The sequence below is a fragment of the Nonomuraea sp. NPDC049655 genome, from assembly GCF_044465465.1.
Taxonomy (GTDB): domain Bacteria; phylum Actinomycetota; class Actinomycetes; order Streptosporangiales; family Streptosporangiaceae; genus Nonomuraea.
The window spans coordinates 326,798-339,837 of the sequence record NZ_JBITLS010000012.1; the positions used below are offsets into that span (position 1 = coordinate 326,798).

A 13,040-nucleotide genomic window follows, 5' to 3' on the forward strand; every position below is an offset into this window, starting at 1 on the left:
TCACGATTCCAGGGTGACCCAGGCACCTGAGGGATAGCTGAAGGCTCACTCCAAGGCGAGTGGGAGTTCGACCCGGAAGGTGGAGCCCTCCTCGGGCGAGCTGGTCAGCGTCACGGTCCCGCCGTGGGCCTGGACGAGCGCCTGCACGATGGCCAGGCCGAGCCCGCTGCCGCGGTCCTCGGAGGAACGGCGGCGGCTGCGCGCGGAGTCGGCGCGGTAGAAACGTTCGAAGACCCGCTCGACCTGCTCGGGCGGCAGGCCGGGGCCGCTGTCGGCGACCTCGGTGAAGACGGTGTCGTCGGTCGCCCCGGCCCGGACGACGATGGGCGTGCCTGGCTCGGTGTGCACGATGGCGTTGGTCATGAGGTTGCTGATGACCTGCCGCAGGCGCACCTCGTCGCCGGAGACGATGAGCGCCGCGCCACCGACCACGTCCAGCTTCACCGTCCGGTCGGGGGCGAGGATCCTGGCGTCGTGCACGGCGTCGGCGACCAGGGCCAGCATGTCCACCGGGCGCATCTGGAGCGGGCGCTGCTGGTCCACCCTGGCCAGCAGCAGCAGGTCGTCCACCAGCAGGCTCATGCGCCCGGCGGCCTTCTCCACGCGCTGCATCAGCTCGGCGGGGTCGGCGCCGGGGTTCTGACGGGCGTACTCGGCGAAGCCGCGGATGGAGGTGAGCGGGGTGCGCAGCTCGTGGGAGGCGTCGCCGACGAACTGGCGCATGCGGTCCTCGGAGCGGCGGGCCGCCGCCTCCGACGCCGAGCGCGCGGCGAAGGCGGTCTCGATCTGCGCCAGCATGCCGTTGAGCGCCCTGGCCAGGCGGCCCACCTCGGTGCGGGGGTCGGCGTCCGGCACCCGGCGGCCGAGCTCGCCGCCCGCGATGGCCTCGGCCGTGCGCTCGATCTGGCCGAGCGGGCGCATGCTGCGGCGCACGATAGTGACGCCCGCGACCGCCAGGATGAGCAGGATGCCGCCGCCGCCGAGCAGCTCGATCAGCACGAGCCGCCGGGTGATGGCGTCCACCTCCTCCAGGTCCACCGCGACGACCAGCGTGCGCCGCTGGATCTCGCTCTGGAGCACCCGCCACTCGCCGTCGCCGCCGGCGGCGGGCGCGGTGTAGGCGTCCACGCCGGGCGACTCGCGCAGGACGGGCTTGGGCTTGGCGTCCACGTCGCGGTCGCGCAGCATCGGGACGAACGCCTCACCCGGCTCCTTGACCAGCGCGATCGCGTCGGACTCGATGAGGATCGGGCGGTCGGGGGTCTCCCTGTCCCGCCGCCAGTCGCTGACGACCTTCTTGTGCATGCGCACGCTGAGCAGGTTGAGCTGGCTGTCCACCCGGTCCATGAGGTAACCGTGCAGGACCGAGACGCTGACCAGGCCGACGAAGGTCATGCCGCAGCCCAGCAGGGCCAGCATCGCCGCGATCAGCTTGACCCTCAGCGGCAGGGCTCTCATCAGGGGCTCGGCGGCAGGCGCAGCACGTATCCGACGCCCCGCAGGGTGTGGATGAGCCGGGGGCTACGGTTGTCGATCTTCCGGCGCAGGACGGACACGTACGACTCCACGATGCCCACCTCGCCCCTGAAGTCGTAGTCCCAGACGTGGTCGAGGATCTGCGGCTTGGACAGCACGCGACCGGCGTTGGTCATGAAGTAGCGCAGCAGCTTGAACTCGGTCGGCGAGAGCGAGACGGCGTTGCCGCCGCGCCAGACCTCGTGGCTCTCCTCGTCCAGCTCGATGTCGGCGAAGGTCAGCCTGGGCGGCGCGGCCTGCGCGTCCCCGCTCGTGCGCCGGAGCACCGCGTGGATCCTGGCCACGACCTCCTCCAGGCTGAACGGCTTGGTGACGTAGTCGTCGCCGCCGATCGTGAGCCCGCGGATCTTGTCCTCGGTCTCGTCGCGGGCGGTCAGGAACACCACGGGCGTGTGCAGCCCGCCGCTCCGCATCCGGCGGACGATCTCGAACCCGTCCAGGTCGGGCAGCATGACGTCGAGCACGACGAGGTCGGGCCGGTGCCGTTGCACGGCGTTGACGGCGTCGAGGCCGCTCTTGGCCGTGGTCACGTCGAAGCCCGCGAACCTCAGGCTCGCGGCGAGGAGTTCGAGGATGTTGGGGTCGTCCTCGACGATCAGCAGGCGTGATTCCATCACCTCCAAGGATGCCCTCATCGGGAGAGTGCTGGAACAATTCCGGCAATATGCCGGGCAATTGCCAGACTTGACGTCGCCGCGGGCGAGGGCGCGTTGCGGACCAGCACCACGCTCCCGTGGACGTCGACCACGAAGTCGTCCACCAGCCGGCCGTCCCTGGCGACGGCCTGGGCGCGTACGCCGCCGCCGGTCCTGACGAGGTCGGCGGCGGTGAGCTCGGGCACGTACCGCCGGGCGGCCCGGACGAACGCGCTTTTGACCAGCGAGCCGTAGGCCTCCTTGATCCCGGTACGCCAGTGGGTGCGAGCCATGCGAAGCGTCCCCGGCCAACGCATAATTTGACCGAAATTTCGTACATCTCGCCATCGGTAGCCTTCGTAGGCCAGGGCCAGCACCGCGTTCGGCCCCACCAGGACCTCGTCGTCGATGTGCCTGGTCAGATGCACGCCCAGGAACGGGTACCGCGGGTCGGGCACCGGGTAGATCAGCCCGCGCACCAGCTCCCTGGCCGCCCCGGCCAGCGCGTAGTACTCGCCCCGGAACGGCACGATCCGCACGTCCCCCGCCGCCCCTGCCATCCTGGCGACCGCGTCCGTGCCGAGGCCGCCGCAGACCACCAGCCGGTCGAAGGTGAACCGCCGCCCCCCGGCCAGCACCTCGACGCCCCTCGACGTCTCGCGGATCGCCCGTACGGGGTGCGACAGGCGGACCGAGCCGCCCGTCCTGGCCACGTCGAGGGCGAGCGCGCGGGCGACGGCGGGGAAGTCGGCGATGGCGGTGTGCGGGGAGTGGATCGCGGCGACGCCGACCGCGTGCGGCTCGATCTCGCGCAGGCCGAGGCCGTCCAGCTCGGCGACGCCCGGCACGCCGTTGGCCCGCGCCCGCTCGGCCAGCGCGCGCAGCGGCGCGCGCTCGGCCCGCGTGCTCGCCACGACCAGCTTGCCGACCTCCCGGTAGGGCAGCTCGTGCTCGGCGCAGTACGCCTTGAGCAGCGCCACGCCCTCCCGGCACAGCCTGGCCTTGAGCGACCCCGGCGGGTAGTAGATCCCGGCGTGCACGACGCCGCTGTTGTGCCCGGTCTGGTGGGCGCCGACGCGCGGCTCCTTGTCCAGCACGGTCACCTCGGCGCCGCGGGCGGCGGCCAGCTCGCGCGCCACGGCCAGTCCGACGATCCCGGCGCCGACGACACCGATCTTTTCCGTCACACACCTGATTTTCCTGGTAAAGGCCGCCCTGCCGCCATACCTGGGCGAATCGAACATGAGTACGATGGCCTTCATGTACGTCCCGCCAGAGTGGCCCGCCGAGGTCCGCCCGCCCAGCGTCCCCGACTGGGAGACCTCGGCGGTGGCCTGGCTGCTCGACGCGGTGCCGCCCGACTACCGGGCCTACGAAGTGCTGAGGCGGCACCCGGTGGCCCTGGCCAGCATGGCCAGGCATCACGTGCGGTCGGCGGTCGAGGCCGCCCGCGCGGGCTATCGCGGCGCGGCCGTCGATCTCAAGGGCCATCTGCCGCCGCACGCCATCGAGGCCGTGCTCGACACCTACCGCGAGGAGGGGCCGCGGCTGGTGCGCCTGTCACGCTCGATCGAGGTGGTCGAGCGCGCGCTGCGCGGCGACATGTTCACCGCGACCATGCGTCACCCCTGACGGCTCACCGGGTGCGGCGCGCGATGAAGGTGATCACCCCGGTCGCGCCCGCGGCCGCGGCCAGCCAGATCAGCACGTCTTTGGCGGTCAGGCCGCTCGGCTCGCCGGTGTCGGACGGCCGCGCGCTCTCCTGGGCGGCGACGGGCTTCGGCGTGGGGGTGCGCGTGGCCTGGGCGCGCTCGGGCAGCGGCACCCGGTAGACCGGGCTGTTCGGGCCCTCCGAGCCGACCAGCAGGGCCTTGCCGTCGGCGGTGTAGGCGATCGACTCGGCCTGCCGCAGCTCCGGCATGGGCACCCTGGCCAGGGTCTCCCCCGACGGACGGTAGAGGGTGGCCGAGAAGTACGTGCGGATGACGTAGGAGGAGCCGTCGGGGGCGTAGGCGGCGTCCGTGGCCATGATCGGGGCCGCGGCGACCCGGCGCAGGATGTTGACCTTGTCGGTGCGGAGCTTCTTCGGCGCGGCGTAGACGGACCCGGAGAACTCCTTGGACACGACGTACAGGCGGCCGGTGCGCGGGTTGATCATGATGCCCTCGGCGTTGCGGCCGCCGCCGGCGTAGCGGAAGCGGTAGCGGGTGGCCGGCAGCGTGGCGTCCCGGAGCGTGCGCGGCTCGGCGACCTTGTAGATCGACACGTCGGGCCAGGCGCCGTCGAGGTTGTCGCCGATGTCGGCGAACCAGAGCGTGCCCTGCCCGGTGTCCGGGTCCCTGGTCGCGGCCATGGCCTCCCAGTCCCTGGCCTCGGCGCCACGCAGGTGGAAGGTGGCCTTCGTCCGCCCGTCGGCGCCGACCGCGTAGAACACGGGGGCGGCGGAGCTGTCGTTGTGGGTGTAGAAGACGTTCTCGTGCGTGGGCGACACGGCCAGGCCGCTCGACTCGGTGATGCTGCGATCCTTGAACGTGAACAGCTTCTCCGGCCCGTCGTCGTCGGCCCACGCCGGAGCCGCCGACAGCGCGAACGTCGCCGCCACGGCGGCCAGGACCCGGAACACGACATCCCCCACCTCGCCATCATGCCCCACGGCTGCGCCCGGGACGCTCAGGCCACTGCCTCGGCCGTGCCCACGCGGGCGCTGTGACGGCGGAACCCGGCTCCCTGGAGCACCAGGAGCAGGCCGTTGGCCGCCGCCATGGCCACCCAGAGCCCGGTGATGCCCCACGTCCGCGCCACCGGCACGGCGACCGCCAGGAGCACGCCGTAGCCGAGGACGAAGTAGGCCAGGCTCGCGCCGGACCTCTTGAGCGCGGTCAGCCCCATGCCCTGCACCGCCTGCGCGGCGTCGGCCAGCGACGACGCCAGCATCAGCGGCAGCAGCGCGAGGGCCCGCTCGCGGACGGCGGCGTCGCCGGTGAACAGCCCGAGCACCCGCTCGCCGAGCAGCAGCAGCACCAGGGCCGCGGTCAGCGTCCCGGCGACGGCGAGCAGCGCGGCGGCGCGGTTGGCCCGCCGCGCCCCGGCCGGATCTCCGGCGCGGGCCACCTCGGGCACCGACGCCTGCGCGACGGACAGCGAGACCAGCATGATGAGGCCGGTGAGCGTGGTCAGCACCGCGTGCGCCGCGGTGTCGCGGGCGCCGGTCGCGCCCGCGGCGAACGTGACCACGCCGAGCACCCCGAACTTGATCAGCACGGTCGCCGCCAGCGGCACGCTGACCCTGGCCAGCCGGACGATCTCGGCCACCCTGGGCCGCCCCTGACCGATCGGCCGCCCGAGCGCCCGGCGCAGCAAGCGGCTCGCCACGACCGCGGCCACCACGCCGGCGACCACCCAGGCCACGCCCACGCCGTCGAGGCCGAGCCGCGGCGCCAGCACCGCGGTCAGCCCGCTCAGCAGCAGGCCGAAGGTGAGGCTGGGCCACAACACGTCGCGGCTGCGCCCGAGGGCCACCAGGATCGTGCTCGCGCCGCCGGTCGTGGCGAAGACCAGCAGGTAGGCGGCCAGGAACCAGGGCAGCAGGCCCAGCTCGCCGACCACGTCGCCGGGCACCCCGCTCACCCGCGCGAGCGCGGGCACGCAGATCACAGCGAGCGCCCCCAGCGTGCCCGTGACCAGGCTCAGCCAGCGCGCGTCCCGTACAACAGGGACCGCCGCGCCTGGATCGTCCCGGTACGGCGCCACGAACGGCCCGAGCCCCCGCAGCGCGCCCTGCACGGCGGCGGTGGCGGGGGTGAGCACCGCGGACATCACCGCGAAGGCGGCCAGCGCGACCGTCTCGTGGTTGCCGAGCACGGACGTGACCACCAGCGTGCCCACCATGCCGGTGACCATCGCCAGGAAGACCGGCAGCGCGGCGCGAAGCAGGACGATCACGACGACCCCGCGCAGATCATGAACTCAGCCTATGGCCTGGAGCGCACTCCAGGTATTTAGTGTGGACCCCATGGACTATGTCAACCTCGGACGCAGCGGCCTCCAGGTGAGCCCGCTCTGCCTCGGCACGATGAACTTCGGCCCGCTGACCTCGGAGGAAGACTCCTTCGCGATCATGGACAAGGCCCACGACCTGGGCATCAACTTCTTCGACACCGCGAACGTCTACGGCTGGAAGAAGGGCGAGGGCATCACGGAGAACATCCTGGGCCGCTGGTTCGCCCAGGGCGGCGGCCGGCGCGAGCGCACGGTCATCGCGACCAAGCTCTACGGCGACATGGGCGACTGGCCCAACGAGCGCCGCCTGTCGGCGCTGAACATCCGCCGGGCCTGCGACGCCTCGCTGAAGCGCATGCAGACCGACTACATCGACATCTACCAGGCCCACCACGTCGACCGGAACACGCCGTTCGAGGAGTTCTGGGAGGCCATGGAGGTCCTGCGGCAGCAGGGCAAGGTCATCTACGTGGGCTCGTCCAACTTCGCGGGCTGGCACATCGCCAAGGCCCAGGAGACGGCGGCGCGGCGCGGCACGTTCGGGCTGACCAGCGAGCAGAGCCACTACAACCTGCTCACCCGGGCGGTGGAGCTGGAGGTGCTGCCCGCCTGCGAGGACTACGGCATCGGCGTGATCCCGTGGAGCCCGCTGGCCGGCGGCCTGCTCGGCGGCGTCCTGCGCAAGATCGACAAGGGCCGGTCCGCCTCCGACACCATGGTGCGGGAGCTGGACAAGCACCGGGACAAGATCGAGGCGTACGAGAAGCTCTGCGACGAGCTGGGCGAGGACCCGGCGTACGTGGCGCTGGCCTGGCTGCTGCGGCAGCGCGCGGTGACCGCCCCGATCATCGGCCCGCGCACGCTGGAGCAGCTCGAAGGCAGCATGCGCACGCTGGAGATCGAGCTGGACGAGGCCACCCTGGCCCGCCTCGACGAGATCTTCCCCGGCCACCGCACCGCCCCGGAGGACTACGCCTGGTGACGGCGTGACCGGCCGGGCCCGGCACGACCAGCGGGCCCGGCCGCTCGGGGCGGCTCAGGTCAGCAGGGCGCCGAGAAGGACGATCAGGAACAGCAGGCCGAGCACGAGGGGCAGCAGCCAGGGGCGAGGACGGTCCACGCCCTGGAGCCTAGCCCTGCTTCACCGGTGCGAGCGCCCAATCGCCGAGTGACTCGTACCTCACCTGAGGCCCGGTGTGGCTGCGGAACAGGTGCAGCCGCTCGGCCCGCCACGGCGACCCGGCGAACCCGGCCAGCGACTCCACCAGCTCTCTGAGGTCGACGTCCGCCCGGGCCCTGGCCAGGGTGAGGTGGGCGTGGAACCGTTTCTCGTCGGTCTGCACGGCCCCCGCGCGGCGGCCGGCCGCGCGGGCCGAGTCGGCCAGCCGGGTCATGGGGTCGCCCGCGACCCCGGCCCAGAGCACCCTGGCCCGCCGCGCCGAGGAGAACGCCCCGGCCCCGGCGAGGGCCACGTCGAGCACCGTGTGCCGGTGGGCGGCCCGCTCCAGGCGCACCTGGAGGTCGGGCAGCGCCCGTTCGGGCACCTCGCCGTAGAAGGCCAGCGTGACGTGCCAGGTGGGGCGGCCGGCCCAGCGCAGCCCCGGCACCTGCCCGACGTACGGCGCCACGGCCCGCTCGACCTCGTCGAGCGCCTCCTCAGGCGGGACCACGGCCGCGAAGAGCCTCATGTCATGCGATTGTCCCCGGACGGGGACGGATCACGCCATCGCCAGCGCCGGCCTGGCCATCCGGTTGCCGATCAGCTTGGTCACCATCACCGCGAGCCCGGTGCCCACCAGGACGAGCACGCCCGACAGCAGCACGCCCGTACGCGGCCCGCCCACTTCCGACAGCCACCCGATCAGCGGCGCCCCGATGGGCGCTCCCCCGGTGAAGACCAGCATGTAGATGCCCATGACCCGGCCCCGCATCTCGGGGGACGTGGCGATCTGCACGCTGGCGTTCGCGGCCGTGTTGATGGTGATCAACGCGATGCCGGTCGGGACGAGTAGCAGCAGATAGACCGGGTAGAAGGGGGCCAGCCCGGTCAGCACCTGGAACAGCCCGAACCCGATCGCCCCGGAGAAGAGCACCTTGCGCGAGAGTCTGGCCCGCCGCGCCGCCAGCAGCGCGCCGCCCAGCGCGCCCACCGCGAACATGCTGGAGGCCAGCCCGAACGACGACGCCCCGGCGCCGAACACCTCGCGGGCCATCAGCGCGATCGACATCGAGAACGACTGCGAGAACATCGACACGAAGGCGATCAGCAGGATCGGCATGAGGAGCTCCTCGCGCCGCAGCACGTACCGCAGGCCCTCCCTGAGCTGGCCCTTGGCCCTGGGCACCGGCTCGGACAGGTTGAGCTCGGACTTCCGCATGAAGACCAGGCTGGAGATCACCGCGCCGAAGGTGAGCGCGTTGATCAGGAAGATCGGTCCGGTGCCGCCCAGCACGGAGATCAGGATGCCGGCCAGCGCGGGGCCCACCACGCGGGCGAGGTTGAAGATGGAGCTGTTCAGGGCGATGGCGTTGGGCAGGTCCTGCCGTCCGACCATCTCGACCACGAACGCCTGCCTGGTCGGCACCTCCACGCAGGAGATCAGGCCGAGCAGGAACGCCATCACGAACACGTGCCACACCTGCGCGGCGCCGGTCATGGTCAGCACGCCGATGGTGAGCGCGAGCACCGCCATCATCGACTGGGCGGCGATGAGGATGGGCCGCTTGGGGTACCGGTCGGCGAGCACGCCGCCGAAGAGCCCGAACAACAACATCGGCAGGAACTGCAGGGCGGTCGCCAGGCCGAGGGCCGCCGCGCTGCCGCCCGCGCCGTGCGGGCCCTTGGTCAGGTCGAGCACCAGCCAGTCCTGGGCGGTGCGCTGCAGCCAGGTGCCGACGTTGGAGACGGCGCCACCTGCCGCGAACATGCGATAGTTGCGAACCTTGAGCGACCGGAACATCCCGGTCTTGGGTTGCTCAGGCTCTATATCTTGCTGAGCTTCTCCAGGATCGGCGCCGCCTGCCGCAGGATCGACCGCTCCTCCGGCGAGAGCTCCTTCAGCCGCTGTGTCAGCCACGCCTCCTTGCGGCGGCGTTCCTCCTTCAGCAACGTCTGGGCGGCCTCGGTCACGGTCACGGTCACCTGACGCCGGTCGGTCGGGTGCGGGGTGCGTGCGACCAGGCCGCGTTCCTCTAGCGCGGCGATCACGCGCGTCATCGAGGGCGGTTGCACCTTCTCTAGCTCGGCCAATTCGCCGGGGGTTATCCCGGAATGCCGTTCCACGGCGGCGAGCGTCGCGAACTGGGTGGGCGTCAGCGAGTGCGCCGCCGCCTGACGCCGGAGTCGCCTGGTCAGCCTTGCCATCGACACGCGCAGGGCTGAGGCCAGGCCCGCGTCGCTGCGCAGGTCCATCTTGGGCTGGTTGTTCATTAGCACGTCTCATTACCTTTGCTAACTATATGCGAAGGCAAGATATTTCCCTAGGTCAGGCTCGTCTCACTCCTTGATACCCCGAAGCCGCCCCACATGCGCGGGGCGGCTCCTGGACGTCGAGGTCAGAGACCGATCGCGGCCCGGATCGGGCCGATCGCAAAGTACAGGACGAACAGCGCGGTGACGCCCCACATGAGCGGGTGGACCTCGCGCGCCTTGCCCCGCACGACCTTGACCAGCACGTAGCTGATGAAGCCGGCGCCGATGCCGTTCGAGATGGAGTAGGTGAACGGCATGACGACGATGGTGAGGAAGGCCGGGATGGCGATCTCGTAGTCGTCCCAGTCGATGTCGCGGATGGCGGTCATCATGAGGAAGCCGACGACGACCAGCGCGGGCGTGGCGGCCTCGTAGGGCACGACGGCGACCAGCGGCGCGAAGAAGATGGCGATCAGGAACAGCGCACCGGTGACCACGCTGGCCAGACCGGTCCGCGCGCCCTCCCCGACGCCGGCGGCCGACTCGATGTAGGTGGTGTTCGACGAGACCGAGCCGGCGCCGCCCGCCGCCGCGGCGATCGAGTCGACGAGCAGGATCTCCCTGGTCCGCGGCAGCGTGCCGTCGGCCTGGACCAGGCCCGCCTGGCGGCCGACGCCGACGATCGTGCCCATCGTGTCGAAGAAGTCGGTGATGAGCAGGGTGAACACGAACAGCACGGCCAGCAGCACGGAGATCCGGCTGAAGGCGCCGATCGGGTCGAACTCCGTGAACAGCGTCAGCGGGTTGTGGAAACCGAAGATCTTGTCGGCCGAGGGCAGGGCGGGGACGTTGAGCTGCCAGCCGCCGGGGGCCTCCGGCGTGGCCCGGTCCAGCTTGGTCAGCGTCTGGACGACGATCGCCAGCACGGTCGAGCCGACGATGCCGATCAGGATCGCGCCCTTGACCTTCCGCGCCACCATGGCGGCCGTGGCCAGCAGGCCCACGATGAACACGAGCACCGGCCAGGAGGTGAGCTGGCCGCCGATGCCCAGTTCCAGCGGCGTGCCCGCGGCCTTGCGCACGAAACCGGCGTCCACGAAGCCGATCAGCGCGATGAACAGGCCGATGCCGACGCTGATGGCGGTCTTGAGCTGGGCCGGGATGGCTCGGAACACCGCCGTCCGCAGGCCGGTGAGCACCAGGATCGCGATGATGACGCCTTCGAGGAAGACCAGGCCCATGGCCTCCTCCCAGGTCATCATCGTGGCGATGTTGAAGGTCACGAAGGCGTTCAGCCCGAGCCCGGCGGCCATCGCGAACGGCACCCGGCCGACCAGGCCCATGATGATCGTCAGGACGCCGGCCACGAACGCCGTGCCCGCGGCGACCAGCGGCACCTGCGGGGTCGTGCCGTCACCGATGACCTGGCCCTCGATGTCCTTGCCGTAGGCGAGGATGATCGGGTTCAGCACCACGATGTAGGCCATCGTGAAGAACGTGGCCAGGCCGCCGCGCACCTCACGGGAGACCGTCGAGCCTCGTTCAGAGATTGCGAAGAAACGGTCTATTGCATTACGTATGTCACTCACGCGCCGAAGAGTGACAGTAGTGGTGAGCTGGGAAAAGTGTCCGCAATCGGATCGAGACCCGATTGGAAGCTAGGCTGGACACGTGAAGCAGCAGTGGCGCCCCGATCCCGAGCCGATCAAGACCAACGACACGGCCGCCGTCGGGGCCGGCACCGCCCTGTGGGCCGTCGCCCTGATCGTCCTGCTGATCTTCCGCCCGGCCCCCGAGAACACGTGGTGGATCTGGACCTGCGCCACCGGGGTCGGCTTCGGCCTCTTCGGCATGTGGTTCGTCAGCCGCCCGCGCCGGGGTTGACATTCATCATCTTCCGGACATCTCCGAAGTCATCAGGAACCCATGTCTCCCTCCACTACCTGGGCGGACACCGTCCCGGCAGGCTGGTCAGCATGAAGAAGGCGATGTTGACGATCCTGCTGGGCGCCGCCGTCCTCTCCGGTTGCGGCACCACAGGTGAGCCCGCGAAGCAGGCCGGGCCCGGCAAGGGCACCGTCGCCTGGAGCCCGTGCACCGGGCTGACCGGGCCCGACGGCAAGCCGCTGCCCAAGGACGAGGCCGTCCAGTGCGGGACCGTACCGGTGCCGCTCGACTACGGCGACCCCGGCGGCCAGAAGATCGACCTGGCGCTGATCCGGATCAAGGCCGACGGCGACCCGCTCGGCTCGCTGGTCTTCAACTTCGGCGGGCCCGGCGGGTCGGGCGTCGACACGCTGGCCCAGGCCGCGAAGGCGTTCGGCAGCCTGGGCACCCGCTACGACCTCGTCAGCTTCGACCCCCGCGGCGTCGACCGCAGCGCGGGCGTCAGGTGCGGCGGCGAGCTCGACGCCCTCCTCGCCGCGCCCGCGGGGGCCGACGGCGAGGCCATGTCGAAGAAGTTCGCCGCCGCCTGCGAGAAGGACTCGGGCAAGATCCTGCCTCACGTGGGCACCGTGAACGCCGCCCAGGACCTCGACCGCATCAGGGCCGCACTCGGCGACCGGCGGCTCAACTACTTCGGCTTCTCCTACGGCACCCACCTCGGCGCCGTCTACGCCACCCGCTTCCCCGCGAACGTCGGCCGTTTCGTCCTCGACGGCGCCTTCGACCCCACGGTCACCTTCGAGCAGCGCGCCGTCACCCAGGCCACCGGCTTCGCCCACGCCTTCGAGGCGTTCGCCAAGGACTGCGTGGCCCAGACCTGCGACCTCGGCCAGGACCCGGCGGCCGTGAAGAGCTCCGTGGAGAAGCTGCTCGACGGGCTCAGGAGCAAGCCGCTCAAGGTCGGCGACCGGCAGCTCACCTACGGCCTGGCCCAGCTCGCCGTGATCACCCCGCTGTACGCCAAGTCCGCCTGGCCGGTGCTGGAGCAGGCCGCCGCGGCCGGGATCAAGGGCGACGGCGCCACCCTGCTCGCCCTGGCCGACGCCTACACCGGACGGCGGCCCGACGGCACCTACTCCACCATGATGACCAGCCTGCAGGCCATCACCTGCGCCGACACCACCGAACGCCCGACCGCCGCCGACATGGCCCGGGTGGACGACAAGATCAAGAAGATCTTCCCCATCCTGTCGGCGGACGGCACCGCCACCGCCTGCGGCCACTGGCCCACCCCCGGCGACGACGCGGCCAAGCGCATCGACGCCACCGGCTCGGCGCCCATCGTGGTCATCGGCGGCAAGGGCGACCCGGCCACGCCGTACGAATGGGCCACCGCGCTCAACGCCAAGCTCAAGACCGGCGTGCTCATGACGTACGAGGGCGAGGGCCACGGCGCCTACCTGAGCGGCGACGGGTGCGTGACGCGCACGGTGGACGCGTACCTGCTGAACGGAAAGGTGCCGGCGGCCGGCACCACCTGCGCGGCCTGACCGGAGACGGGACCGGTGGCC

Annotated in this window: 13 protein-coding genes; 4 read left to right on the forward strand and 9 right to left on the reverse strand. The window is 71.3% G+C overall.

The window, feature by feature from the left end:
- Positions 1-45 precede the first annotated feature (45 nt).
- The 3 genes from ACIBQ6_RS35405 to lhgO are packed head-to-tail and all read right to left on the reverse strand — an operon-like array spanning position 46 to position 3,358.
- Positions 46-1,458 carry a sensor histidine kinase gene (locus tag ACIBQ6_RS35405; RefSeq protein ID WP_397217282.1) on the reverse strand — a complete coding sequence of 471 codons (1,413 nt, stop codon included), beginning with the start codon at positions 1,456-1,458 and terminating at the stop codon, positions 46-48.
- Complete coding sequence (locus ACIBQ6_RS35410) at positions 1,458-2,150, reverse strand: response regulator transcription factor (protein WP_352361663.1); 693 nt, start codon at positions 2,148-2,150, stop codon at positions 1,458-1,460. Before ACIBQ6_RS35410 ends, ACIBQ6_RS35405 begins: the two co-directional genes overlap by 1 nt.
- 17 nt (positions 2,151-2,167) lie before the next feature.
- A complete protein-coding gene (gene lhgO, locus ACIBQ6_RS35415; protein ID WP_397217284.1) occupies positions 2,168-3,358 on the reverse strand; it encodes an L-2-hydroxyglutarate oxidase in 1,191 nt (396 codons plus the stop codon).
- Between the two features lie 73 nt (positions 3,359-3,431).
- On the opposite strand from lhgO, the gene ACIBQ6_RS35420 reads away from it, so the two are divergent.
- Entirely contained in the window at positions 3,432-3,803 is a 372-nt protein-coding gene (locus tag ACIBQ6_RS35420; protein ID WP_358298784.1) for a hypothetical protein, read from the forward strand.
- Between the two features lie 4 nt (positions 3,804-3,807).
- Here ACIBQ6_RS35420 and ACIBQ6_RS35425 read toward each other — a convergent pair whose 3' ends face one another.
- Entirely contained in the window at positions 3,808-4,806 is a 999-nt protein-coding gene (locus tag ACIBQ6_RS35425; protein ID WP_397217286.1) for a hypothetical protein, read from the reverse strand.
- Between the two features lie 35 nt (positions 4,807-4,841).
- Positions 4,842-6,113: an MATE family efflux transporter gene (locus tag ACIBQ6_RS35430; protein WP_397217288.1), complete on the reverse strand. Its 1,272-nt coding sequence runs from the start codon at positions 6,111-6,113 to the stop codon at positions 4,842-4,844.
- Between the two features lie 70 nt (positions 6,114-6,183).
- Between ACIBQ6_RS35430 and ACIBQ6_RS35435 the strand changes: the two genes are divergently transcribed.
- The gene (locus tag ACIBQ6_RS35435; RefSeq protein ID WP_397161665.1) at positions 6,184-7,152 is read left to right on the forward strand and encodes an aldo/keto reductase; all 969 of its coding nucleotides are present in this window, start codon (positions 6,184-6,186) and stop codon (positions 7,150-7,152) included.
- 148 nt (positions 7,153-7,300) lie between these two features.
- Here the strand turns inward: ACIBQ6_RS35435 and thpR are convergent, their stop codons facing one another.
- The 4 genes from thpR to ACIBQ6_RS35455 all read right to left on the reverse strand — a co-directional run bounded on the left by thpR (position 7,301) and on the right by ACIBQ6_RS35455 (position 11,099).
- Complete coding sequence (thpR, locus tag ACIBQ6_RS35440; RefSeq protein ID WP_397217290.1) at positions 7,301-7,858, reverse strand: RNA 2',3'-cyclic phosphodiesterase; 558 nt, start codon at positions 7,856-7,858, stop codon at positions 7,301-7,303.
- Positions 7,859-7,888: 30 nt separating this feature from the next.
- On the reverse strand, positions 7,889-9,097 hold the full coding sequence (locus ACIBQ6_RS35445; protein ID WP_397217292.1) for an MFS transporter: 1,209 nt from the start codon (positions 9,095-9,097) through the stop codon (positions 7,889-7,891).
- A 56-nt stretch (positions 9,098-9,153) separates the two neighbouring features.
- Positions 9,154-9,600: a MarR family transcriptional regulator gene (locus ACIBQ6_RS35450; RefSeq protein WP_357696577.1), complete on the reverse strand. Its 447-nt coding sequence runs from the start codon at positions 9,598-9,600 to the stop codon at positions 9,154-9,156.
- A 125-nt stretch (positions 9,601-9,725) separates the two neighbouring features.
- Positions 9,726-11,099: an NCS2 family permease gene (locus tag ACIBQ6_RS35455; RefSeq protein ID WP_358298772.1), complete on the reverse strand. Its 1,374-nt coding sequence runs from the start codon at positions 11,097-11,099 to the stop codon at positions 9,726-9,728.
- A 154-nt stretch (positions 11,100-11,253) separates the two neighbouring features.
- Here ACIBQ6_RS35455 and ACIBQ6_RS35460 point away from each other — a divergent pair, with 154 nt between their 5' ends.
- Positions 11,254-11,466 carry a DUF2530 domain-containing protein gene (locus tag ACIBQ6_RS35460; RefSeq protein ID WP_358298770.1) on the forward strand — a complete coding sequence of 71 codons (213 nt, stop codon included), beginning with the start codon at positions 11,254-11,256 and terminating at the stop codon, positions 11,464-11,466.
- A 92-nt stretch (positions 11,467-11,558) separates the two neighbouring features.
- Positions 11,559-13,019, forward strand: a complete 1,461-nt coding sequence (locus ACIBQ6_RS35465; protein ID WP_397217294.1) for an alpha/beta hydrolase — start codon at positions 11,559-11,561, stop codon at positions 13,017-13,019.
- Positions 13,020-13,040: the final 21 nt, after the last annotated feature.